Origin of the sequence: Mucilaginibacter oryzae, assembly GCF_003148845.1 — a bacterium.
Taxonomy (GTDB): domain Bacteria; phylum Bacteroidota; class Bacteroidia; order Sphingobacteriales; family Sphingobacteriaceae; genus Mucilaginibacter; species Mucilaginibacter oryzae.
This window is the reverse complement of record NZ_QGHA01000003.1, coordinates 258,272-283,879: the sequence shown is the minus strand read 5'-3', so window position 1 is coordinate 283,879 and position 25,608 is coordinate 258,272. Positions and strand designations below refer to the sequence as shown.

15 protein-coding genes are annotated in these 25,608 nt (G+C 44.5%); 11 read left to right on the top strand and 4 right to left on the bottom strand.

All coding sequences use genetic code 11. From position 1 onward, the window contains the following. Nucleotides 1-523 precede the first annotated feature (523 nt). The 10 genes from LX99_RS10415 to LX99_RS10370 all read left to right on the top strand — a co-directional run bounded on the left by LX99_RS10415 (nucleotide 524) and on the right by LX99_RS10370 (nucleotide 19,534). The gene (locus tag LX99_RS10415) at nucleotides 524-3,094 is read left to right on the top strand and encodes a DUF3857 domain-containing protein (RefSeq protein ID WP_146203096.1); all 2,571 of its coding nucleotides are present in this window, start codon (nucleotides 524-526) and stop codon (nucleotides 3,092-3,094) included. A gap of 265 nt (nucleotides 3,095-3,359) precedes the next feature. Next, nucleotides 3,360-4,613, top strand: a complete 1,254-nt coding sequence (locus tag LX99_RS10410) for a Pycsar system effector family protein (RefSeq protein WP_109607826.1) — start codon at nucleotides 3,360-3,362, stop codon at nucleotides 4,611-4,613. A 112-nt stretch (nucleotides 4,614-4,725) separates the two neighbouring features. Continuing rightward, nucleotides 4,726-6,771 carry a polyphosphate kinase 1 gene (ppk1, locus tag LX99_RS10405; protein ID WP_109607825.1) on the top strand — a complete coding sequence of 682 codons (2,046 nt, stop codon included), beginning with the start codon at nucleotides 4,726-4,728 and terminating at the stop codon, nucleotides 6,769-6,771. Beyond that, nucleotides 6,758-7,654, top strand: coding sequence for an SdiA-regulated family protein (locus tag LX99_RS10400; protein ID WP_211318998.1), 897 nt, complete (start codon nucleotides 6,758-6,760; stop codon nucleotides 7,652-7,654). Before ppk1 ends, LX99_RS10400 begins: the two co-directional genes overlap by 14 nt. Before the next feature lie 51 nt (nucleotides 7,655-7,705). After that, nucleotides 7,706-11,311 carry a BamA/TamA family outer membrane protein gene (locus tag LX99_RS10395; protein WP_109607824.1) on the top strand — a complete coding sequence of 1,202 codons (3,606 nt, stop codon included), beginning with the start codon at nucleotides 7,706-7,708 and terminating at the stop codon, nucleotides 11,309-11,311. A 15-nt stretch (nucleotides 11,312-11,326) separates the two neighbouring features. Then, nucleotides 11,327-13,684, top strand: coding sequence for a GAF domain-containing protein (locus LX99_RS10390; RefSeq protein WP_109607823.1), 2,358 nt, complete (start codon nucleotides 11,327-11,329; stop codon nucleotides 13,682-13,684). Between the two features lie 200 nt (nucleotides 13,685-13,884). Beyond that, nucleotides 13,885-16,473 carry a BamA/TamA family outer membrane protein gene (locus tag LX99_RS10385; RefSeq protein WP_211318997.1) on the top strand — a complete coding sequence of 863 codons (2,589 nt, stop codon included), beginning with the start codon at nucleotides 13,885-13,887 and terminating at the stop codon, nucleotides 16,471-16,473. A gap of 85 nt (nucleotides 16,474-16,558) precedes the next feature. Next, nucleotides 16,559-17,209, top strand: coding sequence for a ribulose-phosphate 3-epimerase (rpe, locus tag LX99_RS10380; protein ID WP_109607822.1), 651 nt, complete (start codon nucleotides 16,559-16,561; stop codon nucleotides 17,207-17,209). A 202-nt stretch (nucleotides 17,210-17,411) separates the two neighbouring features. Beyond that, on the top strand, nucleotides 17,412-18,479 hold the full coding sequence (serC, locus tag LX99_RS10375) for a 3-phosphoserine/phosphohydroxythreonine transaminase (RefSeq protein ID WP_109607821.1): 1,068 nt from the start codon (nucleotides 17,412-17,414) through the stop codon (nucleotides 18,477-18,479). A gap of 101 nt (nucleotides 18,480-18,580) precedes the next feature. Next, entirely contained in the window at nucleotides 18,581-19,534 is a 954-nt protein-coding gene (locus LX99_RS10370) for a D-2-hydroxyacid dehydrogenase (RefSeq protein WP_211318996.1), read from the top strand. A 223-nt stretch (nucleotides 19,535-19,757) separates the two neighbouring features. Here the strand turns inward: LX99_RS10370 and LX99_RS10365 are convergent, their stop codons facing one another. The 4 genes from LX99_RS10365 to LX99_RS10350 form a co-directional block, all read right to left on the bottom strand. Beyond that, complete coding sequence (locus tag LX99_RS10365) at nucleotides 19,758-21,164, bottom strand: MBL fold metallo-hydrolase (RefSeq protein ID WP_109607820.1); 1,407 nt, start codon at nucleotides 21,162-21,164, stop codon at nucleotides 19,758-19,760. A gap of 161 nt (nucleotides 21,165-21,325) precedes the next feature. Then, nucleotides 21,326-23,158: an ABC transporter ATP-binding protein gene (locus LX99_RS10360; protein ID WP_109607819.1), complete on the bottom strand. Its 1,833-nt coding sequence runs from the start codon at nucleotides 23,156-23,158 to the stop codon at nucleotides 21,326-21,328. A gap of 28 nt (nucleotides 23,159-23,186) precedes the next feature. Next, nucleotides 23,187-23,711: a hypothetical protein gene (locus LX99_RS10355; RefSeq protein ID WP_109607818.1), complete on the bottom strand. Its 525-nt coding sequence runs from the start codon at nucleotides 23,709-23,711 to the stop codon at nucleotides 23,187-23,189. A gap of 16 nt (nucleotides 23,712-23,727) precedes the next feature. Continuing rightward, nucleotides 23,728-24,504: an SAM hydrolase/SAM-dependent halogenase family protein gene (locus LX99_RS10350; RefSeq protein WP_109607817.1), complete on the bottom strand. Its 777-nt coding sequence runs from the start codon at nucleotides 24,502-24,504 to the stop codon at nucleotides 23,728-23,730. Nucleotides 24,505-24,605: 101 nt separating this feature from the next. Between LX99_RS10350 and LX99_RS10345 the strand changes: the two genes are divergently transcribed. Then, nucleotides 24,606-25,571 carry a PhoH family protein gene (locus tag LX99_RS10345; RefSeq protein WP_109607816.1) on the top strand — a complete coding sequence of 322 codons (966 nt, stop codon included), beginning with the start codon at nucleotides 24,606-24,608 and terminating at the stop codon, nucleotides 25,569-25,571. The last annotated feature ends 37 nt before the right edge of the window (nucleotides 25,572-25,608 follow it).

The following is a 25,608-nucleotide window of genomic DNA, read 5'->3' as shown; positions in this document are numbered from 1 at the left end:
ATTAGATGATTTATAAAATTATTACCCGCATATTTATTTACCCCGGATTTGCTGCGCTTGCCAACCCACGCTGTATTTGTGTGACTGTTGCACAATTAAGGGATTAACAATATAGTTATTTGAAATATTGATTTAAATGCTGTTTTTAAGTAAATTGAGGCATACAAGGCAAGCAAACACAACGGGAAAGTTTCTTCACATTAGTTTCAGCTTTCCGGTCACGCTACGGTTGTTAATTTTTACCTTCGGTTAAAAGGCTGCTTGATTTATACTTTTATATCAGTTTACATTAAAAATTGCCATCGTTTTAATGACTACTTCGAATAATGAAATCGCATTATAATTACTGAGCCGACGTTGTTAAAGATTATGCAACGGTCACAAGCGTAGAGAGGGGTGACAAGCGAAGCAATGCCGGGGTGAGTAAGCTGTTTTAACCATATGCAAACCCACCGTTGATATATTGTTAAATATTAAAATAATTAGTCTAAAGTCGGCCCGATTGTTTATTTTCATAGCCGGTATGCAACGGTTTTTTAAAATAGTATTTGGGTTTTCGCTTTGTCTGGTGTTTTTGTTTTGGTGTAGCGGGGCGGCTTTCGGCAATGCGCCTGTTGTGCATATCTCGGCAAAACCGGCATGGGCCGGCAACCTTAAACCTTACAATCAGCGCCCGTCGGCACGTACCATAGAACGCGGGTTTTACTACGCGTTGATAGAACAGCAATTGCAGGTTGAAAAGCAGGCCGATTATAACCACGTCATCCGCGAAATAGTTTCTGAAACAGGTATTCAAAACGCGTCGCAAATTTCAGTGAGTTTCGATCCGGCTTACGAAAGGCTGGATTTTCATGATATTACCGTATGGCGCAACGGGAAACCCTTAAATCGTTTAAAAGCTTCGTCGTTTAAGGTTCTGGCTGACGAGCAGGACCTTTCCAATTTTATTTACCAGGGAAGTTTTTCGGCCCTGTGTATTCTTGATGATATCCGTAAAGGCGACAGAATTGAATATTCATACACCATCACCGGGCGCAATCCCATCCTAAACGGACGCTTTTGCGGCGATTTATATTTTCAATGGGGTACGCCCATCGCTCACCACTATATAGCCCTCATTGCTTTGTCAACCCGGAAGCTTAATTTTAAAACGTTTAACACGGTGCCCAAACCTCTGGTAACCCGGGATGGCGGCTTAACAACTTACGCTTACGAGGGCTTTCAAATTCCACCCGCGCATGATGATAATACCCAGCCATCCTGGTACAACGAACGCGGTTTGATACAGGTAAGTGAGTTTAGCACCTGGGCCGATGTGGTAAACTGGGCCCTAAGCATTAACCCGCCCTCGCTCAATATAAAAGGCGAACTGGCTGCGCGCATAGCGCAGCTGAAAAAGGATGCAGGCAACAGTAAAGAAAAGTATTTCAGGGCGGCAGTGCGTACCGTGCAGCAGGAAGTGCGTTACATGGGTATTGAAATAGGAGAGTACTCGCACCGGGCTAATAACCCCGAAAAAGTATTTAAGCAACGTTACGGCGATTGCAAAGATAAATCGCTGCTGCTGGTATCCATGCTGAAGGCAAACGGCATTGATGCGCAAATGGTGTTGGTTAACGCTGATCTGAACGAGCATGTGGAGCAATACATACCAACGGCCTATGCCTTTAACCATGCAGTGGTAACGGCTAATGTAAACGGCAAACAGGTTTGGGTTGATGCCACTATGGATAACCAGGGAGGGGAGGGAACCGATATTTACTTTCCCCGTTATGGTAAGGGACTTGTTTTAAAGGCGGGTAATGACGCTTTAACAACTATTCCGCCATCAAAAAACGGGATGATAACCTGCGAAGATGTTTATACCATTAAAGATGTTAAATCGCCCGTTTTATTTACGGTAACAACGGTTTACAGCGGTGATGAAGCCGACTATGTAAGGGGCAGGCTGGAATCATCCGGGATCAACGAAACCGAAAAAAACTACCTTGATTATTATTCGAAGATTTATAATAAAATTGAAGCGAGGGATTCGATCCAGGTAAAAGACGATATTTCTAAAAATATCCTCACAACTATCGAAACTTATAAAGTGGGTGACTTTTTGAAGAAAGATTCTGCTTCGGGTAAGCTCAATGCCGATTTGTTCGCCAATTTTATCAATAATCAACTCCCCTCAATAACCGGCCGTACCAAAACGCCGGTCGCCCTCACTTATCCGTACAATGCAGCTTACACCATTAAGGTAGTTCTGCCTGGCGGCTGGGACATTAGCGAAGATCATGATGCCATCAACCGCGATTATTACCGTTACGAATCAAATTTTACATCGGCCGGGGATACGCTCAAGCTTAACTATAAGCTTGCGTTTTTGAAAGATAATGTGCCCGTAAATAAACTGGATGAGTTTAGGGCCGACGTGAAAAAGCTTAATAATACAAGTTTGGGCTATAGCTTTTCCTATACGCCAGATAAAGCTAACCGTCCGTCAACCATAAACAATACACTGGTTGCTTTTGCTGTAGTTGTCGCTTTCGGCCTTATCCTTCTGGCCGTATGGCTTTACCAACGCGAAACGCCTGGAATAGTTTTCGCATACGGATCAACTTTTGTTCCTATAGGCGGCTGGCTCATTTTGGTAGCTTTGGGGTTGGCAGGTACCACGCTAATCACTGCTTCCAGGATCATATCGGTTGATTATTTTAGCCTGCATAGCTGGAATTTATATCATAATACACGTTATGCGTTTAGTTTCAGGATTTTATTGGTGGTAGAGATGTTGGGTAACCTGGTACTGATGGCATATGCCCTTTTTTGCCTGGTGCTGTTGCTTAATAAGCGGGATATTTTGCCGACATTTATTACCGGGTATTTTGTTTTTGGCTTTGTGTTTTTCCTTGCCGATTATATTTTGGCCGCCGGCATCAGCAGCAAACTTGCCGGTTCGGCGCTTAACCCGCTTATCCGATCGGTTATTGTAGCTGCGATATGGATCCCTTATTTCAGGCGCTCATCGCGCGTACAGGAAACTTTTATAGTGCCGCATCCGCCTTATAATTACAGTTATGAGGGGCCTGAAAGCCCGCAGGCTTAATATTTTGAATGCCCGGTCCTGATTTGCATACTTCTTTTTTTCGGCACTTTACGATATATCGTTGTTTGGAAGCTTTTGTTTTTTGCTCAAGCGTTTGATAATCAGCGATAAATTTTGAAGGTACGCGCTTTGCCTGGCTGAAAATGATAAAACCCCTGCGTGCCCGGTAAACAATTACACGATATTTAACGTTTATGCCTCTTCAAGGCTGTAAATAGGGAATTTTAAAATAAATTTGATTTACTTTTAACGATAAAAAACCACAATGAAATTTCAACCGCTGTTAGAACAGGTTAAGCAGTACGTTATATCCTATTTTGATCTTCACCACGATCCCGATCTTGTTTATCATAACCTGAGGCATACAAAGGATGTTGTTGCGGCGGCCACCCAGATAGCTAATCATTACCAGTTAAGCGATGAGGATTTTTTTGCGGTAGTTTCGGCAGCCTGGTTTCATGATACCGGGTATTTTACAGATAAAACCGATCATGAAGCGAAAAGCGCGGGCTTAGCCGGGCATTTTTTGAAACAGCACAAAGTTGAACAACCTGTTATTGATAAGGTAAACGGCTGCATCCAGGCCACCAGGATGCCGCAAAACCCCACCGACCTTTTACAGCAGATACTTTGCGACGCCGACCTGTTTCACCTCGGTACCGACGATTTTAAAGAAAAAAGCAAGCTCCTGCGTAAAGAGATGGAGGCGTTTAAAAAAACTGAAATCGATAAGGATCAGTGGCGTACCTACAATATCGAATTTTTGCAGGGACATGACTACTACACCGATTATTGCCGCCTGTTACTGAACGATCAGAAACAAAAAAACCTGCAAAAACTGGTTGAAAAGCAAGCCGAAGTTGAGGTTAAAGAAACGCCGTCCGCCATCAGTGCAGCTGTTGATACCGGCGGAGGCACCATCGTTGCCCACGAAAAAGAAAAGGAGCCGGATGACCACGACAAAGATAAAGACCATGGCAAAAAGCATAAAAGCGACCGCCCCGACCGTGGTATCGAAACCATGTTCCGGATCAGCTCAAGCAACCACCAGCGCTTAAGTGATATGGCCGACAATAAGGCGCATATTATGATTACCGTTAACTCCATTATCCTTTCAGCCATTATCAGCCTCGTGCTGCGCAAGCTGGATGAGCATTCAAACCTCCTGATCCCTACTTTGATGCTGCTTTCTGTTAGTTTGGCTACCATGATTTTTTCGATACTCTCTACCCGTCCGTCAATTCCGGCGGGTTTGTTTACGCCAGAGGATATCGACAGTAAAAAAGTTAACCTGCTGTTTTTTGGTAACTTTTACCGCATGTCGTACGATGCTTATAGCGATGGTATGGAAAAAATGATGGACGACAGGGAGTTTTTGTATGGAAGCCTGATCCGCGACAATTATTCGCAGGGGGTGGTATTGGGAAAAAAATACAGGTTATTACGTGCTGCCTACAACATTTTTATGTTCGGGTTGATAGTTTCGGTTTTGGCATTCATTATATCATCATTGTTATAAGTCAAGATAAGTCGAAAGTTTTTAGTCTGAAGCCTTGAGCCAAAAGTTACCTGATTTTATTAACTTCTGACTAAAGACTACCGACTCAGGACTTAAACTAAGCAAAAACACTATGGAATACTCATTTTTCGACAGGGACCTGAGCTGGCTGTTATTTAACGAACGCATTTTGATGGAGGCCGAAAGCGAAGATTTACCTGTAATGGAAAGGGTAAGTTTTTTGTCGATATTTTCATCCAACCTCGATGAGTTTTACCGTGTGCGTATGCCCGTGGTTATGGCACTGGGTAAATTAAACCTGCTTGCCAAAAACGAGCAGAGTGAAGACGTGCTTTATAAGGCCCAGCAGCTGATTGAACACATGCAGAACCGGTTTGGCCAGGTTTTTACACAAAGGCTCATCCCGCTGTTAAAGGAAAATAATATCCACCTGCTTTTTCATGAGCCCATTCCTGCAGCTATCCGCGATACCGTAAACGATTATTTTTATAGCCAGGTGCTGGCGTTTTTGCACCCTGTTGATTTGACTGGCGGTAAAAAGCAATTCTTCCCCGAAAATAATCAGCTTTATTTTTTGGTGAACCTCGCTTTAAAAGACGGGAAGGAGAAATCGGTAATACTTAATATACCTTCCAATCAACTGCCGCGCTTTTTCAGCGTTAACCAGGATGGCAGGCAATACATTGTGTTTTTAGATGACATCATCAGGTATAACCTTGATAAGATTTATAAAACAGAAACGATAAAGGGCTGCTACAGTTTTAAGATTACGCGCGATGCCGAACTTGATCTGGACGGTGACTACAACGGCGATGTTCAGGAACAGATTGAAAAGCAACTGGCAAAACGCGACCTGGGGCTTGCCACCCGGTTTTTACACCAGCCGGGCATCCCGCTGCGCATACTTCATTTAATTGAGGATAAACTTGGCTTACAAGGCTCAAGCATTGTTGAAGGCGGTTTTTATCATAATTTAAAAGATTTAACCGGCTTACCGGCAGGCGGCCCGGGTTTGAAATATACAAAATGGCCAGCCTTGGTTAACAGGCAGATCGGCGCAAACGAATCGATATTTGATTTTATAGCTAAGGGCGATTGTATTTTTCACGCGCCCTATCAATCGTACAACACCATCCTCCGCTTTTTTAATGAGGCCGCTATGGATGAGGATGTAGAAGAGATTTCGGTTACACTTTACCGGGTAGCGAGCGATTCGCGCATTGTGAACGCGCTAATCAGCGCCGCCGAAAGGGGAAAAAAGGTACGTGTACTTGTTGAATTGAAAGCCCGGTTTGATGAGGCCAATAACATTAAATGGGCTAAGAAACTGAAAGCAGCGGGCGCCAGTATTATTTACAGCGATAAAGCTATAAAGGTTCATGCCAAGGTGGGCCTGGTTAAACGGGTGGTTGATGGCCGCATTAAATACGCGGGCTTGCTGGCAACAGGTAACTTTAACGAAAGTACGGCAGCGTTTTATACCGATCATATCCTAATGACAACCAATCCGCTACTGCTTCGCGATATGGACCTGTTATTTATTTACCTCGCCAAAAAGGCAAAATCAGCGGATGGCTATGATATTGATTTTCAGCATCTGCTGGTAGCACAGTTTAACCTGCAATCAAAGTTTATCGAGCTGATTGACCGGGAGATTGACCAGGCCCGCAAAGGCAACCCCGCAGCCATTACCATCAAAATGAACAACCTGGAAGAGCGGGTACTGATAGGCAAGCTTTATGAGGCATCACAAGCCGGGGTGCAAATTAGGATGATAGTGAGGAGTATCTGTTGCCTGATTCCGGGCGTAAAGGGGATGAGCGAAAATATCACCGTAAGGCGTATTGTAGACCGTTACCTGGAGCATGGCCGTATTTTTATATTCCACAACAGCGGCAAACACGAGGTTTTTATGGGATCGGCCGATTGGATGAACCGTAATATTTATCGCAGGATAGAGGTTTGCTTCCCTGTTTATGATGAGGGTATCAAAAACGAGATCATGGCTATGATTGAGTTGCAGCTCAATGACAACGTAAAAGCCGTTACTTTAAACGAACAATTACAGAATATAAGGGTTCATGGAACGGAACCGTTGGTACAATCGCAACGGGCTATTTATGAACTGTTACAGCAAAAAGTATATGAACAGGTTTAAAGCGCAGGAGTGGTTACGCGTGGCTGATTTTTATAAGATGAGGCCATTTTTGTTCGCAGCCATGGTTTTAACAGCCTCCTGCAAAAATAAAGAAAAGGCAATCCCGGTTAGTCCGCCGGGATATGACCTGAATAAACCGGTGAAATATAAAATGCCTGATGACCTTACCGAGATCTCGGGTTTCGCTTTTCATAACGGCAACGCTGATTCGGTTTATGCCGAGCAGGATGAAGAAGGTAATTTGTTTAATCTCAGGTTTGGTGATACCAAAGCCTCCTATACCAAATTTGCCAAAAGCGGCGATTATGAGGATGTTGCCATCTGCCGCAATTGGGTAATCATGCTTAAAAGCGATGGTTCACTATTCACATTCCCGTTTAGCGAAGTAAGAAATAAAGAGGCTGCTAACGTACAAAAACAAAAAGGTTTGTTGCCCGAAGGCGAATTTGAAGCCATGGCAGCCGATGAAAAAACAGGTTTGGTTTATATACTGTGCAAGCACTGCGCCGACGAAAAAACATCAAAAAGCAGCAGCGGGTATATATTGCAATTAAATGCCGATGGTTCGCTTAAACAAAGCGGTAGTTTTGTGATTGATGTGAAAGAAATTGAACGGCTTGTCAATAAGAAGCGGGTGCCTTTCCGGCCCTCGGCTATGGCCAAAAACACGGCTACAAATGAGTGGTATATCCTGTCGTCAGTAAACAAGATGCTGGCGGTTGCCGGCGCGGACTGGAAGGTTAAAGCGGTTTATCCGCTTAGTGTTACTATTTTTATCCAGCCCGAAGGGATGGCGTTTGATAACCGGAGCAACCTTTATATTTCGAACGAAGGGGATCAGTTAAGCGCCGGTAATATTCTGAAATTCAGCTTTGTGAAATAATTAAGAAGCTTCCTCATACAGCTTGAAAACATACATCTTAAACCGGTCCATATGATCAAAAAATTACCCTTGCTGTTACTTTTATTGGCTGGCATGCTTAAAGCACACGCCCAGGATTCGGTTAAGTACCGTATTATTCTTATCGGCGATGCCGGCGAAATGGATACCCGGCAGGGTATGGTATTGAAACACGCCGCGGCCAATATCATCAAAAATAAAACCTCCGTTTTTTACCTTGGCGATAACATTTACCCGCGCGGTATGGGTTTGCCCGGTAGCCCGGAAGAAGCGGAAACCCGGAAGATCCTGCAATCACAGTATCTGCCGATGCGTGCTGCCGGTGCACCGGTTTATTTTATACCCGGAAACCACGACTGGGACAAATCGGGGCCGCTGGGCTTAGCCAAAGTGAAACGCCAATGGGAGTATTTGCAGGAGCAGAACGATAAAGGGCTTAAAATGGTGCCGGAAAATGGCTGCCCGGACCCGGTAGAGATTAACCTCGGTGATCAACTTACCGTTATCGCTTTCGACAGCGAATGGTTCCTGTACCCCTTCAGCAAAAGCAATCCTGGTGCCGAATGTGATTGCAAAACCAAGGACGATATTGCGGATAAAATTAAACTGATTTTCGAGCGTAATAAAAACAAGGTTATCATCCTGGCATCCCATCATCCCTTTCAGAGTTACGGAACGCACGGAGGTTATTTTTCGTTGAAAGATCACATTTTCCCGCTAACCGTGGTCGACAAAGATCTGTGGATCCCGTTGCCGGTAGTCGGTTCGTTGTACCCGTTTTTAAGATCGACCTTTTCCAACCCCGAAGATCTCGGTCATCCCTTATACAAGGATATGATCAAAAAAGTGGATGCCGTTTTTGCCGGTTTCCCAAACCTGGTACATGTGGCCGGGCATGAACATGGTTTGCAATTTATCAAAGGCAAACAGGTACAGGTAGTAAGCGGTGCAGGGGCTAAGCAAACCTACGCCGTTAAAGGCAGGTACTCGTTATTTGCCGATGCTACCCAGGGTTATGTAACTGCTGATTTGTTGTTAGATAACAGCCTTCGCTTTACCTATTACAGTGATAGTGATAAAGGGATGAAGCAGGCTTTTACCTATACGCAGCCCTACACCTCGGTAAAAAATGTGCCCGATACACTGCATACGCCAATTAAGGGCGATAGCGTTATGGTCAGGGTTCACTCTAAATATGATAGTGTAAGCAACTTTCACCGCCGCTGGTTTGGCGAAAATTATCGTAAGGAATGGGCTGCCGAAACTAAACTCCCGGTGATCAGGCTATCGCAGGTTCATGGCGGCTTAAAAGCCGAGCAGCTTGGCGGTGGTTTTCAAACGCACTCGTTAAGGCTGATTGATAAGGACGGTAAGGAATGGGTTTTGCGCAGTGTGGAAAAGCAACCCGAAAGAATTTTGCCCGAAGAGTTCCAGGAAACATTCGCGAAAGATTGGGTTAACGATGCCATGAGCGCGCAGCATCCTTTTTCGGCATTGATAGTGCCGCCATTGGCTACAGCCGCGCGTGTTCCTCATGCCAACCCCATGATCGGCGTAGTATCGCCCGACCCTGCTTTAGGTGAATATGCCAACATTTTTGCCAACAAGGTTTGCTTACTGGAAGAGCGCGAACCGGGAGGAAAATCAGACAATACCGTAAAGATGATCGGTAAAATGTTGGATGATAACGATAATTCAGTTGATGGGGAGGAGTTTTTACGCGCCCGCCTGCTTGACTTGTTGATAGGCGACTGGGACCGGCACGGCGATCAGTGGCGCTGGCGGGATGAGCAAAAAGGAAAAGGGAAATTATACACCGCCGTTCCGCGCGACCGCGACCAGGTATTTTACACCAACCAGGGTATATTGCCAACCATCGCCGCCCAGCCATGGCTTGCACCAAACCTGCAGGGTTTTAGCGGCGAGATCTACAGCGTTAAATATTCCCTCTGGAAAACCATGTTTATGCAGCGCTGGCCATCGGTGCAATACAGCCACGAGCAGTGGACCAAAATTGTAAATGATTTTATAGCTGCCGAAACTGACGAGGTACTGGAAGCGGGCCTGCGCCGTTTGCCCGAATCGTCATACAAATTAAGGCACGATGTGTTATTGCAGCAATTAAAAGAGCGCCGGGCCAATATCCCGGCGGCTATGGAGTATTACTATAAGTTTATTAATAAAATAGTTGATATCCATGCATCGAATAAAAATGAACTTGTTACGGTAAAGGATGAGCCAAATGGGAGCCTGAACGTGGTGATCAACAAGATTAATAAGGAAGGTGAGGTAAAAGATACCCTCATGAACCAGAGTTATCACCCCGATATAACCAAAGAACTGCGCATTTACGTAAGCGGCGGCGATGATAAGGTTGTGCTTGACAACGCCACCTCGCCCATTAAACTGCGCTTTATTGATAGTACCGGCACTAAAAACTATCACATTGTAAAATCTGTGAACATTGTACAATTATATGATAGGGGAAAAAAGTTAACTATTACCGGAGATGAATCGCGGGTTAACAAGCATATCAGCAGGGATAGTGCCAATACCTCCTACCTGAGGGTGAATTTGATGAACGTGTACGCGCCGTTAGCCAATGTTTCTTACAATCCGGATGAGGGCGTGTTAATTGGCGCCGGTTTCAGGTATACGCACCAGGAAGGCTTTCAAAAACTTCCTTATAATGATCAGCAAACAGTATTTGCAAGTCACTCGTTTAGCACCAAGGCGTTCAGGTTTAAATACAATGGTGAGTGGATCCACGCGTTTGGCAAGGCCGATTACCTGATGAGCGCCGAACTCAACTTTCCCGATAATATCAACTTTTTTGGCCGCGGTAATGAAACACAATTTATCAAAGAGGGCGATTTCAGGAGGTATCATCGTACCCGTTTCAACATCATTAACTTTAACCCGGCTTTCAGATGGCGCAATGAGTCGGGTACTTCGCTAACTGTTGGTCCGTCGTTTCAGTACTATAAATTAGATGTTGATGACAATGTTGGCCGCTTTATTACATACCCGTTACTCACCAACTCGCCCGATAGTTATACCTTTGATAAAACAAAGCTGCACGCGGGTTTGGTTGTTGATTTTGTTAATGATAAGCGCAATGATAAGGTTTTGCCGGCCTGGGGTAGCTATGTTAGCATTAAGCTGCAAGGCTATAAAGGCTTAAACAATGCATCAACCAGCTTTGCGCAACTGATACCGCAGGTAGCATTGTACAAAAGCCTGAACGCTAAAAGCACTATAGTACTGGCCGACAGGATTGGGGGCGGTATTACGGTTGGTAAAACTTCCTTTTACCAATCATTATTTTTAGGCGGGCAGGATAATTTGCTGGGGTACAGGCTGTACAGGTTTTCGGGGCAGCACAGTTTTTATAACAACCTGGAGCTGCGCGTTAAACTTACCGACTTTGCCAGCTATATTGTTCCGGGCCAGATTGGGTTTGTTGGCTTTTATGATATTGGCCGCGTTTGGGAAGCCGGGCAAACATCAAATAAATGGCATAACGGTACCGGAGCCGGGCTTTATGTGGCGCCTGCCAGGTTAACTGTAATAAAAGTTGTAGCCGGCTACTCGGAAGAAGGGTGGTACCCATACCTTTCGGCGGGGTTCCGGTTTTAAAAAAGAAATTTAATAATGCATACCGAAGTATTAAATATAAGCAAGGATGAATGTTCTGTTTGCCAGGTTGAATCCTGCCTGACATTTAATCCCTTCGTTGAGCATTTACGCGAAAGGGTATCGACAGAAAAAACATTGAAAAGCGAGTTTTACCGCTATGTTTTAGAGCGTTTTGAACAAGATATTTGTATTGACCTGAACATGCGCCCCGCCGATGCCGAAAGGCACCGCGAAATGCTGGAACTCATTTATTCGATACTTACACCGCCTATTGCCAACGAAAAGGAATTTTACTGGGCTTTAAGCACACCAGTGCCCGATAAGGTTTTTTTAAGCACCGAGGCCTTTTTTGATTTTCATTCCAGTCAGCGTTCCAACCTGTATGCCATTAACGAGTCGCGCAACGAGATGTTTGCCGACAGGCAGAAGAGGTTTATTTATAGCCTGATCCTGGAGCGTTTGTACGGTTTTTCATCAGCTATACGTAATGAATTGCTGTTCTCGTACGTTGACCCTGAAACGGGGCTTTCAAGATACTTTAATATTCAAACAGATCCGCGCTTTGTGGAGATTGAGTTGAAAGGCCAATTGCCCGAACTTAACTTTGACGCCATAGAGCCCTATTTGCACAGCAACACCAGCCTCGATTTAATTGAGCAGGCTTTGCCCTTGCACCTGTTTAAGTTTAAGGGCTTTACGGTGATATCCCTTACAGATATCACTCTACAGCATGCCATGGAAAATATCCGGACCGAATTGGTTAACCATACGGCCAACGAGGAGGAACAGTATGAACATGTGATCCATTCACTCAAAACCATCAGCGAAAACCAGGGCATTGAGTTTGCGCTGATGCCATTTTTGAGCATTAATAACGAGCCGATATTTGATAACGACCAATGCTCGCAAAGCGCGCTGTTAAAAGCCGCCAAAGAGTTTCACCTTGCCGAAGAAACTTTTGATGCCGTAGTTGACGATTACAGCACCAATCCGCGACCGATATTTTTCAACTCGCTAACTGACGAGAAGATAGCCAAATTTCCGTTTTTGCAGGTATTGAAAAAGGCCGGCATAAAATCGTACGGTATTTTCCCTGTTTATTACAACAAGAAAAATGTTGGCATCATGGAGGTGTTTTCGTACAACGAGATTGTGTTTTACGAAAAACTGCTTTCCAAACTACAGGCTACCATACCCATGATAGCCCAGTTACTGCAAAACAGTATTGACAGGTTCGAGGCGCGTATTAACAGTGTTATCAAAAACAAATTCACTTCGCTGCAGCCATCTGTACAATGGAAGTTTAATGAAGTAGCCTGGAAGTATATCAGGCAAAAGGATAAAAAGAAAAAGAACCCAGAGATAGAAACGGTAACCTTTAGCCATGTATATCCGCTGTTTGGCGCTATCGATATCCGCAACTCAACCGTTGAGCGTAACAGCGCCTTGCAGGAAGATTTGAAAAGCCTGCTTACGCTGTTGGCAGATACACTGCGGGCATTGAGTAAACATATCCGGTTAAGCCTTACCGGCAAACTGATTTCAAAATGCGAAGAGTGGCTGGACCGGATCAGCGGCTATATCACCACCAACGATGAGTTATTGCTGGATACTTTTCTTGATAATGAGGTAAATCCGTTTCTCGAACACTTCAGGAAGAATTATCCAGCCGAAAAGGAAACCATTGATAAGTATTTTGAGGCCCTTAATGAGGAAACAGGCGCGGCCTACGCGCACCGGCGTAACCTCGAAACCTCCATGCAGCTGATCAACACCTCCATTAACCAGTACCTCGAAGCCGCGCAAACCGAAGTGCAGGAGTCGTATCCCTGCTATTTTGAGAAATTCCGTACCGACGGCGTGGAGTATGATATTTATATTGGTCAATCCATTGCGCCGCAACGCGCTTTTGACGTGTTGTATTTAAAAAACATTAGGTTGTGGCAGGTAAGATCGATGGCCGAGATTGCCCGGATGACTAACGGCTTAGCCGATCAGTTGTCGCGCCCCTTGCAAACAACACACCTGATATTTATCCATTCAAACGCTATAGATATCAGCTTCAGGAATGATGAACGCCGTTTTGATGTGGAGGGTGCATATAACATCCGTTACGAAGTAATCAAAAAACGTATAGATAAGGTACTGATAGCCGGTACTTTTGAAAGATTGACCCAGCCGGGTAAAATTGCCATGGTATACTTTAATCCGGGCGAAGCTGCCGAATATGACGAGTACATCAGGTACCTGCAACTGGAAGGTTATTTACTTGACGACCTGGAATATCTTGAACTGGAAGAATTGCAGGGCGTAAGCGGTTTGAAAGCCTTGCGGGTTGGGGTTAATTTTGAAACTGAACTGCCGGCAAATTAATATTTACACGAATTTTTTACGAGTTGAAACAAATGGTTAGGAATTGTTTAAAAGTTGCAAAGCGTACACCGAATGATAGGCATTGAGCACCTTTTAGCGACAGGAAATTCTGAAAATCCTATAATTCTGTAAATTCTGATTCAGACACCAAAACTATTTTGTAATATAGGGTTTTAGTACTATCGTTTAACTAAAAAACTATGGGGCCCGGTAAATACCTGTTTAACTCCTTATTACTTGTTTTAACCACAGGCTTTTTATTCAGGGCCGACATTGGTAACGCTCAAACCACGCCCGATAGCATCAAACTGGCCATCGAACCGCAATACAACCATGTTAGTGGTACGCATCGTTTCTTTTTAGGGGATAATTACCGCGCGCTATGGGCAGCCCCCGTTACGCTCCCTGTATTTCATATTGATAGGGAAAAAGGCGGGTTGAAAATACTGCAGCGCGGCGGAGGTAAACAAACCAAATCATTACGCCTGCAGGATCCAACCGGTCAGCAATGGGTAATCCGCACTTTACAAAAATATCCTGAAAAGGGCCTCCCTGTTAATTTACGGCCCACCATCGCTAAAGATATCCTACAAGACCAGGTATCTGCCGCCCACCCTTTTTCGGCGCTTACTGTTCCGCCGCTGGCCGAGGCGCTTGGCGTTCCGCATTCAAACCCTAAAATTGTTTATGTGCCCGATGATCCGGCTCTGGGCGAGTACCGGCAGGATTTTGCCAACCAGGTGTTTCTGTTTGAAGAGCGCGAACCGCTTGATGCCGAAAAAACGGATAACACCGAAAAGGTGCAACGCAAGCTAAAGGATGATAATGATAACCGGGTTGACCAGAAAACGGTGTTGCGCGCCCGCCTGCTGGATATGCTTTTAGGCGATTGGGACCGGCACGAAGACCAATGGCGCTGGGAAAAGATTGACGGTAAACACGAAACTACCTACGAGCCTGTTCCCCGCGACCGCGATCAGGTGTATTACAAAACATCAGGCGTATTTCCGTGGATTGTAGCCCATCAATGGTTGAAATCAAAATTTCAGGGTTACAGCAATGAGATCAGGGATATTAACGGCTGGAATTTTAATGCGCGCTATTTCGACCGGTATTTTCTGAACGGCTTAAGTGAGAATGACTGGAAGGAACAGATTGCTTTTGTACAAAGTAAGCTGACTGATGATGTGATTACGAAAGCGGTTAAGCTAATGCCCGATACCATCTATAAACTATCCGGTCCGGAAATTATCAGCAAGCTGATAGCGCGGAGAAATATTCTCCTGAAACAGGCGCTTGAATACTATAAGTTTATCTCCATATATGTCGACGTTCCCGCAAGTGATAAAACAGACAAGTTTACCATTGCCCATAATGCTAACGGCGATATTACGGTTACGGTGAACAAGATCAAAAAGGATGGCAGCATTGATAAAGTAACTTATCAGCGTACTTTTAAACCCGGTGTAACCAAAGAGGTGAGGCTGTATGGTTTTGACGGTAACGATCAGTTTGAGGTTATGGGCTCAACACCGTCATCAATCATTGTGCGGATGGTAGGCGGGGAGGGCAGGGATACTTTTAAAGTGGATAGCTCGCTCAATAATAAATCCAAAAACTACATTTATGATCGTTCGGACCAGGAGAATAACTTACCCGCTCCGTCACAAGTCCGTATCCGCACATCTACAGATACTGCTGTAAATAGTTATGATAAAACAGCATTTAAATACGACAGGTTTGAACCTATAGTGCTGGCTAACTACAGTAATGATATTGGTATTTTGCTGATAGGCGGATTTAGTTATGAGCGGCATGGCTTCCGTAAAGAACCTTATGCTTTTCGGCAGGAATTCCTGGTTAATTACTCGCTCGAACGTAAATCGTTGCTGTTTACCTACGTAGCCGATTGGAAAAAAGCGATAGGCAATAATGATCTGCGTATTAATATGCTTTCACGTGGGCCGCACAACCTGAGTAACTTTTTCGGGATAGGTAACAACACTGTTTTTGAAAACCAAGGCGACCGGGAAATTTCCTATTACCGTAACCACTATGACTATGTTACCGGCGATGTTTCCCTGCACCGCAATTTTGGTAACCTGCATGTAAGCGCCGGTGTAGCCGGGCAGTTTTACAATAGCAAGGCATCCAATAATGATGAACGGTTTTTGAATGGCTATAACGCCGCGTTCCCTGGTGAAAAAGTATTTGGCACCAGGGTTTACGGAGGCCTCACCGCCAACGCTACCATCGATACCCGCAACAAATTGATCATTCCAACCAAAGGTATTTTATGGACAACCACGGCGAGCGGTTTTAGCGGCGGCGGATCAGGCAGCCATAATACGTACGGGCAGATACTATCTGAGTTTAGTTTTTACCTTAACCCGGATAGGGATTCGGTGTTGGTGATCGCCAATCGTACCGGTGTTGGTACAACGGTAGGTAACGCAGCTTATTTTCAACAGATGAAATTAGGTGGTTCGCAAAACTTCCGTGGCTTTCATACCAACAGGTTTACCGGCAAAACAGTCGCCTACAATAACCTCGAACTAAGGTTAAAGGTGACGGATTTTACATCGTACCTGCTACCCGGTTCATTCGGCCTGATTGGCTTTAATGATGTTGGCAGGGTATGGGTGCCGGGCGAATCATCAGACAGGTGGCATGACGGCTACGGCGGCGGCGTTTACGTGATCCCGGCACAATTGGTGTTGATCGAAGCGGTGATGGGTTTTTCAAAGGAGGGATCGTTGCCTTATATTACTATAGGGTTTAGGTTTTAGCGGTTATCGTTTCTTTTTTACAATTCTCCCATAAAAATAATTAGCCGATCAAACCCATAGATTACCTGCTTTTATATATTTGCATATGAATCACCTCATAGCACCATCTATCTTAGCAGCCGATTTTGCCAACCTGCAGCGCGATATTGAAATGATCAATAACAGCGAGGCCGATTGGATCCATGTTGATATTATGGATGGTATGTTTGTACCCAATATCTCGTTCGGGTTCCCGGTAGTGAGTGCTGTTAAAAAGCATGCCACTAAGCCGCTGGATGTTCACCTGATGATTGTTGATCCCGACCGTTACCTCAAAGCTTTTAAAGATGCCGGTGCAGATAGCATTACCGTACATTACGAGGCCTGCCCGCATTTGCACCGCACCATACAGGTAATTAAACAATTAGGCTGCAAGGCGGCCGTAGCCATTAACCCGGCAACGCCTGTTTTTTTACTGGAAGATATTTTGGCCGAGTTGGATATGGTTTTGATCATGTCTGTTAATCCCGGTTTTGGCGGGCAGCACTTTATCGAAAACACTTATAAAAAGATCAAAGAGCTGAGAACACTAAGTAATGAGAAAAATCCAGGTTTGCTGATTGAAATTGACGGTGGGGTAGATGCTAACAACGTTGCTAAACTGGTAGAAGCCGGTGCGGATGTTTTGGTTGCAGGCACTTCGGTGTTCTCGTCGGCGAGCCAGCCGGCAGCCATTTCACAACTCAAACACGCGTAAAGTTATTACAATTGTAATAATTACTACCAGCCCTGTAGGGTTAATTTAATTATTTGCAATCAAAAGGCCGTTTGTTGATTAATTGTATATTTTTTCAAAAAATGTAAATAATCTCTATATATTTTGTCAAATTAATTAACTTCGGCCCAACAAAATATAAACTTTCTAATAGTTTATTACGAACCTACAATTCTTTAATTATATGAAACATAATTTTGGTGCCGGACCAGGCATTTTACCACACGAAGTTTTAAAGCAAGCTTCACAGGCAGTTATTGATTTTAATGGTACCGGACTTTCTTTGCTCGAAATTTCACACCGATCAAAAGAGTTTGAAGCTGTTTTAGACGAAGCTGTGGCACTGGTAAAAGAATTATTCAGCGTTCCTGAAGGTTATTCGGTGTTGTTTCTGCAAGGTGGCGCTAGCACCCAGTTTGCATTAGCTCCTTACAACTTGTTGCCCGAAGGCGGTAAAGCAGCTTACGTTGAAACCGGCGTTTGGGCTAATAAAGCTTTAAAAGAGGCTAAATACTTTGGCCAGGTACAAGTAGTGGCTTCATCAAAAGAGGCTAACTTTACCTACATCCCTAAAGATTTCGAAATTCCGGCCGATGCGGCATATATCCATATCACCTCAAACAATACCATCTACGGTACACAGTTACAGGAGTTTTTTAAATCACCTATCCCGGTGGTTTGCGATATGTCGTCAGATATTTTTAGCCGCGTAGTTAACGTTGCCGATTTTGGTTTAATTTACGCCGGTGCCCAGAAAAATATGGGTCCTGCAGGTGTTACCCTGGTTATTGTAAAAGATGAGCTGTTGGGTAAAACCGGCAGAAACATCCCTGCTATGTTTAACTACCAAACGCAAATTGAAGGTGGTTCCATGTACAACACACCGCCGGTGTTTGCCATCTATGTATCAATGCTTACCCTTAAGTGGTTAAAAGCCAAAGGTGGCGTTGCTGCTATTGAGCAGGAAAATACAACCAAAGCCCGCGTATTATACGAGGAAATTGACCGCAACCCGCTGTTCAGGGCAGTAGCCGCCGTTGAAGACCGCTCAAAAATGAACGTATGTTTCGTAATGGAAAACCCGGAGCTGGAAAAACCATTCCTGAAACTGGCCGAAGAACGCGGCATTGTTGGTATAAAGGGCCACAGGAGCGTAGGTGGTTTCCGTGCTTCTATTTACAACGCCTTGCCAATAAGCAGCATCTACGTATTGATTGATGTAATGCAGGAATTTGCTGAAAAGAATAAATAACCCCCTAACCCCCTGAAGGGGAACTATAGTTTATAATTACCTCCGGCCTTCAAAGGGTTATTTACTCCCCCTTTAGGGGGCCGGGGGGCAAAAATTAAGACATGATTAAAATATTAGCTAATGATGGTATCGACCCGATAGGCAAAAAAATGCTGGAAGACGCCGGTTTTTTTGTTGATACCAACAATATCCCACAGGAAGAGCTTCCTGAAAAGTTAAAAAATTATGATGCCATTACGGTACGCAGCGCTACTAAAGTACGTAAAGCATTGATCGACGCTACGCCTAACCTGAAACTGATTGGTCGCGGTGGTGTAGGTGTTGATAATATTGATGTTGAATATGCCAAGGAAAAAGGCATCGGCGTGTACAACACCCCGGCATCTTCTTCATTATCAGTAGCCGAATTGGTGTTTGCCAGTTTATTTGGCGCCGTACGCTTCTTGCCCGACAGCAACCGCAAAATGCCGCTTGAAGGCGCTACCAACTTTAACGGTTTAAAGAAAGCTTATGCCAAAGGTGTTGAGCTTCGCGGTAAAACTTTAGGTATTGTGGGTTTTGGTCGTATTGGCAGGGAAGTAGCGAAAATAGCTATCGGTGTTGGTATGGATGTTTTGGCTTATGATCTTTTTGATTTTAACCCGGAACTGGATCTTGTTTTGGGTGGCGGTACAACCGTTAAAGTAGCTGTTAAAAAAGCTACACTTGATGAAATCATTACTTCTGCTGATTTCATTACCCTGCATACGCCATTTATTGACAAAGCCCTTTTAGGCGCTGAAGAACTGGCTAAAACTAAAAAAGGCGTTGGTCTGGTAAATATCTCCCGCGGTGGTTTGATAGACGAACTGGCCCTGGTTGACGCCCTGAACAGCGGCCAGGTTTCATTCGCTGCACTTGACGTGTTTGATAACGAACCAACCCCACGTGCCGAGATCTTAACTCATCCTAAAATTTCGTTAACCCCGCACATCGGTGCCGCTACCAACGAGGCACAGGAGCGTATTGGTGTTGAACTTGCAAGCTTGATTATTGAGCATTTTAAAAACGCTTAATAAAGCGGTCAATTCAAATAGTATAAAACACAAATGGATGTATCTGCACGATACATCCATTTGTGTTTTATAACAACCTACTGCCGCGGGTTTAGCGCAGCGTAACCCGTGGTGTAAAATAGTTTGAGCCTTCAGCTCAAATAGGTCGGGACTTAAGTTGAAAACTTAAGTAATGGTGTACCACCGGTTGCGCTGCGCTAAACCCGCGGCAGATATCAGATATTTATATAATATAACTCACGCCCTTCTCAGGCATAGTAACGCCATAACCTTCTTTTTCCAGATCATTGGCTAAAAGTTGCATACTTTCGCTCTCACCATGCACCAGGAATACATGTTTTAGCTTATCAGGGCCAATCGTTTTAATGTTATCCATCAAATCGTTATGGTCGCCGTGCGCGCTTAGTACATCGGTTTGTTTGATGGTTGCATAAACAGCCAGGTCGCGGTCTTTAATGTGAACGATAGCATCACCTCTTAGTAAGCGGTGCCCTAAGGTGCCCTTGGCGCAATAACCTATAAAAAGTATGGTAGCGTAGTAATTCTGGATGTTATAGAACAGGTGGTCCTGAATGCGGCCTCCCTCCAGCATGCCCGCCGAAGATATGATGATACAAGGTTCCCAGTAATTGGAGATCTGGCGGCTATCCTTCAGCGTTTCCACATAAGTGAGATTATCAAACTCAAATTCATCGCCACGCTTTTGATAAAAATCCTGGGCCTCCTGGTTCACATGGTTGTGGAATTTGCGGAATACCTCGGTAGCTTGCGTTGCCATCGGACTATCAACGAAAACTTTAACCGGCGGCAGTTTTCCGGTACTGAAGATTTTGTTTAGCGTATAAACTAATGATTGTGTGCGGCCGATACTGAAAGCCGGGATAATTAAACGGCCCTGCTCTCTGATACAAGCTTTTTCGATGATCTCAATCAGCGTGTCCTCAACGTTTTTATCTTTAGAATGATAACGCCCTCCGTAGGTTGATTCTGAAACCAGGAAATCAACCTGAGGCAGCGGCTGCGGATCATTTAACACAGGGTAATTCTTTCTGCCGATATCTCCCGTAAACGCTATCGATTTTTCCTCCCCCTTGTCATTTACCTTAAACACCGCTGCAGCTGCACCTAACAGGTGACCAACCGGCACAAAAGTAAGCTCGATATCGCCGGTAATGCGGAAGGGCTTGTTAAAGCCGATGGTTACAAAACGCTCCACAGTATCCATTACGTGTTTTTGCATGTACAGCGGTTGAGCGTGGGTGTTAAACCGGCCTTTACCACGCCTGTGTTTGCCTCCGCCATTATTAGCCGCGGCTTTACGCATAAATATATTTACCGAATCGAGCAGCAACAATTCTGTCAGATCGGCGGTAGGAGGGGTACAAAGTATCTGCCCCTCAAAACCTAAACGGATTAGGGTAGGGAGGTTGCCCGAGTGGTCGATATGGGCATGCGTAAGAACAACCACATCAATATCTTCGGGATTAAAGGGAAAGTTTTCGTTTGATAATATACTGCGGTCTTTTTCGTAATCCAGCCCGCAGTCTACTAATATTTTATATTGGCCAACCTCAAGCAAATGCATGCTCCCGGTTACCTGACGGGCCGCCCCGTGTATGGTTAATTTCATTTTGATGTACAATACGTGTTGTTCTCCACGCTGCAATATTTATTACGTTTGTAGGTAATATCTTTACCTGTGAATATAATAGTTTAATCTGATTTTATTAGCTGTAAACGTATTCCCGGGCTTTAGGTTGGGATTTTAAGCGAATAAAAATTTAGCGGGATCTAAGCCTGGTTAGTCTCAAATTGCAGCTGGCTCAAATAGCGGTATAATCCCTGCTCATTATTAATAAGTTCGTGGTGACTGCCGCTTTCAACAATGTTACCCTTCTCAAGCACAACAATTTTATCAGCTTCGCGGATGGTTGACAGGCGGTGGGCGATGATGATGGATGTGCGGTCTTTCATCAGCTCTTCCAAAGCTTCCTGCACCAGGCGTTCCGATTCAGAATCTAACGATGAGGTTGCCTCGTCAAGTATCAGTATAGAAGGATTTTTAAGCAATGCCCTGGCTATGGCTATCCGCTGGCGCTGACCGCCGGATAATTTTACGCCACGCTCGCCCACAACGGTTTCGTAGCCCTCGGGAAAAGATGAGATAAACTGGTGCGCGTTGGCGCGTTTAGCTGCCTGCATAATATCTTCTTTCGAGGCATTTAGCCGCCCATAGGCGATATTTTCTAAAATGGTACCGCCAAACAACAATACGTCCTGCGGAACGATGGCTACCTGGTTGCGGATATCGGTTAATGAATAGCTGTCGGCAGCTTTGCCATCAAACAAAATACTACCATTTTGAGGGTGATAAAACTGCAATATCAACGATGCCATGGTTGATTTACCCGAGCCGCTTGGCCCCACAATAGCTACGCGTTGCCCTGCATCGGCATTAAACGAAATACCTTTTAAAACGGTGATCTCCGGGCGGGAAGGGTAGGCGAATACCACATCGTTAAATTCGAGGTCGCCTTTAATGGCTTGTTTGATGGCGTTGTTGCTATCTGTCATCGAAATATCTTCGCCTTGCTCCGCCAATATTTCCAATACGCGTTCGCTGGCGCCAACGGCTTTTTGCAGGTTGGCGTACAAATCAGGAAAGCTGCCCATGGCCGCGCCCACAAATATCGAGTACATGATAAATGTGGTAAGGTCGCCCACATAAATTTCATGATTGGCAACCAGTACAGATCCATACCAGATAACGCCTACAAATGTTCCGAAAAGGCAGAACACGATGAATGACGCGAAGGTTCCCCTGAACTTTGCACCCTTAACCGCTATATTTACCACTTTTCGTAATAGCACATCGTATCGGTTTGCCTCATACGCTTCGTTTACAAAAGCTTTCACGTTGGCAATGCCTTGCAGTGTTTCTTCAACTATGGTATTTGATTCAGCTAATTTATCCTGTGCCTCGCGCGAAAGCTTACGGATATAGCGCCCAAAGAATACCGCGAAGGCAACCAGGAAAGGCAGGATCGCTAACAGTGCCAGCGTTAATTTGATTGAAACGATTGCCAATAGGGTGGTGCTGCCTACCATGATCACCAATTGGCGGATCATTTCGGCAAAGGTGGTGGTCAGCGTGTCCTGGATTTGTGAAAGATCGGCGGATATGCGGCTATTCAGTTCGCCCACCCTGCGGTTGGCAAAAAAGTTCATGGGCAGGGTAATGAGCTTGAAATACGTATCGCGACGGATATCGGCCAATGATTTTTCGGCTACCTGAACAAACCATACTACCCTGAAAAATGACACAAAGGCCTGCGCGAATAATATAATGAAGCCCATGATGGCGATGGCATTTAAGCCATGCGGAAGGTATTTGTATTTATAAATTCCCTGCGCCGCGTCAATCAAGGCACCCAGGATAGCCGGGAAGGCTAAACCCACCAAACTCGATAAAAACAGGAAAACCAATCCGGCTATAAACTTAACCCTGTAAGGTTTAAGATAAGTAAGCAGTTTGGCAACATTGCGTAAGCTGCTGCGGTTTATTTTTGCTTTAGGTAGTTCTGCTTCGGTTTTAGCGCCACTATTCAATCGTCCTCTGGCCATGTATGCGTTATCAGTTAAAGGCGCAAATTTAAGCTTTAACCCGGTTTTTACGCAGCAGGAGTAATAAAATTGACGCACCCATGAAAACTATTACCGCGAGGTATATATTTTGCCTTGCGGCAAAATGCTCTCCGGCTTCTTTTACCTGTTGCTTAAGATGGGTATTTTGCTGCTGTAAATGCGTTACTACCTTCAAGTAAGCGTCATTCGCGGTTTCAGCCTCATGGCTGTGGTTCTGGATCTGTTTCTGCTGAAAATCGCGGTATTCCAGCAGTATTTTCAACTCCCGGAAAATGGCGTCGTCTGTTTTGGAGATCTCCATCAAAATACCCGCTGATCGGCGGATATCATCTTTGGTTTGAAAGCCGAAAATGCCGGTATGCTGGCTCAGGCTTTGTTGATATTGCCCAAACTTTTGTTTGCGCGCCGCCAGCATCCTGTTTATTTTTTGTCGTTGCAACTGATACGCCACCGAATCGGAATTGACGGGGCTCTGGCCAAATGCTGTTAAGGAAGCGATTGCAAAAAAAATAAACAGTGCAAGTTTTTTCATGGATCAATTAAAAGGGTTATTGAAATTCGATGATCACTTTATCGTTTAGGTTCAGGCCCAGTAAGCCGCTGGCGTTGCCTTTGTTAATGGCAATTTCCAGGTGGTCGCTAATGCCAAACAGGCATAGTTTTTCGCCAACGGGCACCTCGTTGTAATGCCAGCTTAAATCGGTAATGGTTTCGTTCCGTTTAAAATTCAACACAAACCGGCGGCCCTGCTGTACGCGGTTAAAAAACTCTTTAGTAATGTTGGTGATCACATTCTGGAACGAATCGATATAAATCACCACACCTTTTATCTGGTTTTTTTCGATAACCGGCTGCAGGTTCATTTTGTTTTCAATCTCTTCTACCGGTAAGCCTATTTCGTTAAGTTTACCTCCCCGCGCCAAATGGCATGCCGCTTTAACAAAAATATCTGCCAGAGGAAAATGCAGAAATTTAAGGTCCTGCATAATATTGATCTCAACAATCTCTTCGGGCGGGCTGTCAAACATCAATGAAAAAATACCGTTATCAGCGCCCACAAAATAATGTTTTTTATAGCGGATAGCGAGGTACTTGGTATGATCGCTGTAAACAGTATCAATTCCTATAAGGTGTACGGTATCGTCGGGAAAGTAATGGAAGCTGTTTTTAAGTATAAAGGCGGCTTGCTGTACGTTAAAGGCCGCAACGTTGTTGGTAATATCAACAATATTTACTGTAGGCAATGATTTGTAGATACTGCCTTTCAAAGCAGCCTGGTAAATATCCTTATCGCCCAGATCAGTAGTTAATGTTATAATTGCCATTAATTTTATAAATATTTATTGCTAATCTTGTAGTAGCATTTGAAGCTACAAATATTCAATTTTTAATTCATAAAAATCTGTAACTAAAAATCAAATTAGTATTGAACGAACTTAAGCTATCTATTGAAAACGTGAACCCCGCTGTACTTTGGGGGCCAAACAATGATCATTTTGAGATCATTAAGAAACAATACCCCAAGCTTAAAATAGTTGCGCGTGGCAGTGAGGTAAAGGTTTTGGGCGATGATAATGAATTGAATATTTTCCAGGAAAAGTTTACAAACCTGGTAAACCATGTCGAAAAATTTGAAAACCTCAATATAACCGATCTTGAACGTATCCTTGGCTCTAAAGCCAATATCAATACAATGCCTGCCGAGGCTGCTACTGCCGATAAATTTGCGAGTGGTGAAGTAATTGTTTTCGGGCCTAACGGGGTAATGGTGCGTGCGCGTACCACCAACCAGCGCCGTATGGTTGATGCCATTAACAAAAGCGATATCCTGTTTGCCATAGGGCCTGCAGGTACCGGTAAAACGTATACCGCGGTGGCCTTAGCTGTACGGGCACTTAAAAACAAAGAAATAAAACGGATCATCCTTACCCGCCCGGCGGTTGAGGCGGGGGAGAACCTCGGCTTTTTACCCGGCGACCTTAAGGAAAAGATCGACCCATATTTGAGGCCTCTTTATGATGCGCTTGATGATATGATCCCGGCCGAAAAGCTGAAGGTATACCTCGAGAACCGCACCATTGAGATAGCCCCTTTGGCCTTTATGCGCGGCCGTACGCTCGATAATTGTTTTGTTATTTTGGATGAGGCCCAAAACGCCACCGATATGCAGCTGAAAATGTTCCTGACCCGTATGGGGCCATCAGCCAAATTCATCGTAACCGGCGATGTAACACAGATTGACCTCCCTAAAAAACAGCAATCGGGGCTGCATACCGCTTTACGTATTTTAACCGATATCAAGGGCATTGAAATAGTATACCTGAGCGGCGAAGACGTGGTAAGGCACAAACTGGTTAAGCGGATATTAGAAGCTTACGGGGATATACAGTAATTATAATTGGTTCATAGTTCATAGTTGATGGTTCATG

Bases quoted from the DNA above. Each gene is read 5' to 3' on its own strand.
- LX99_RS10415 (WP_146203096.1), top strand. From the start codon at position 524: ATGCAACGGTTTTTTAAAATAGTATTTGGGTTTTCGCTTTGTCTGGTG.
- LX99_RS10410 (WP_109607826.1), top strand. From the start codon at position 3,360: ATGAAATTTCAACCGCTGTTAGAACAGGTTAAGCAGTACGTTATATCC.
- ppk1 (WP_109607825.1), top strand. From the start codon at position 4,726: ATGGAATACTCATTTTTCGACAGGGACCTGAGCTGGCTGTTATTTAAC.
- LX99_RS10400 (WP_211318998.1), top strand. From the start codon at position 6,758: ATGAACAGGTTTAAAGCGCAGGAGTGGTTACGCGTGGCTGATTTTTAT.
- LX99_RS10395 (WP_109607824.1), top strand. From the start codon at position 7,706: ATGATCAAAAAATTACCCTTGCTGTTACTTTTATTGGCTGGCATGCTT.
- LX99_RS10390 (WP_109607823.1), top strand. From the start codon at position 11,327: ATGCATACCGAAGTATTAAATATAAGCAAGGATGAATGTTCTGTTTGC.
- LX99_RS10385 (WP_211318997.1), top strand. From the start codon at position 13,885: ATGGGGCCCGGTAAATACCTGTTTAACTCCTTATTACTTGTTTTAACC.
- rpe (WP_109607822.1), top strand. From the start codon at position 16,559: ATGAATCACCTCATAGCACCATCTATCTTAGCAGCCGATTTTGCCAAC.
- serC (WP_109607821.1), top strand. From the start codon at position 17,412: ATGAAACATAATTTTGGTGCCGGACCAGGCATTTTACCACACGAAGTT.
- LX99_RS10370 (WP_211318996.1), top strand. From the start codon at position 18,581: ATGATTAAAATATTAGCTAATGATGGTATCGACCCGATAGGCAAAAAA.
- LX99_RS10365 (WP_109607820.1), bottom strand. From the start codon at position 21,164: ATGAAATTAACCATACACGGGGCGGCCCGTCAGGTAACCGGGAGCATG.
- LX99_RS10360 (WP_109607819.1), bottom strand. From the start codon at position 23,158: ATGGCCAGAGGACGATTGAATAGTGGCGCTAAAACCGAAGCAGAACTA.
- LX99_RS10355 (WP_109607818.1), bottom strand. From the start codon at position 23,711: ATGAAAAAACTTGCACTGTTTATTTTTTTTGCAATCGCTTCCTTAACA.
- LX99_RS10350 (WP_109607817.1), bottom strand. From the start codon at position 24,504: ATGGCAATTATAACATTAACTACTGATCTGGGCGATAAGGATATTTAC.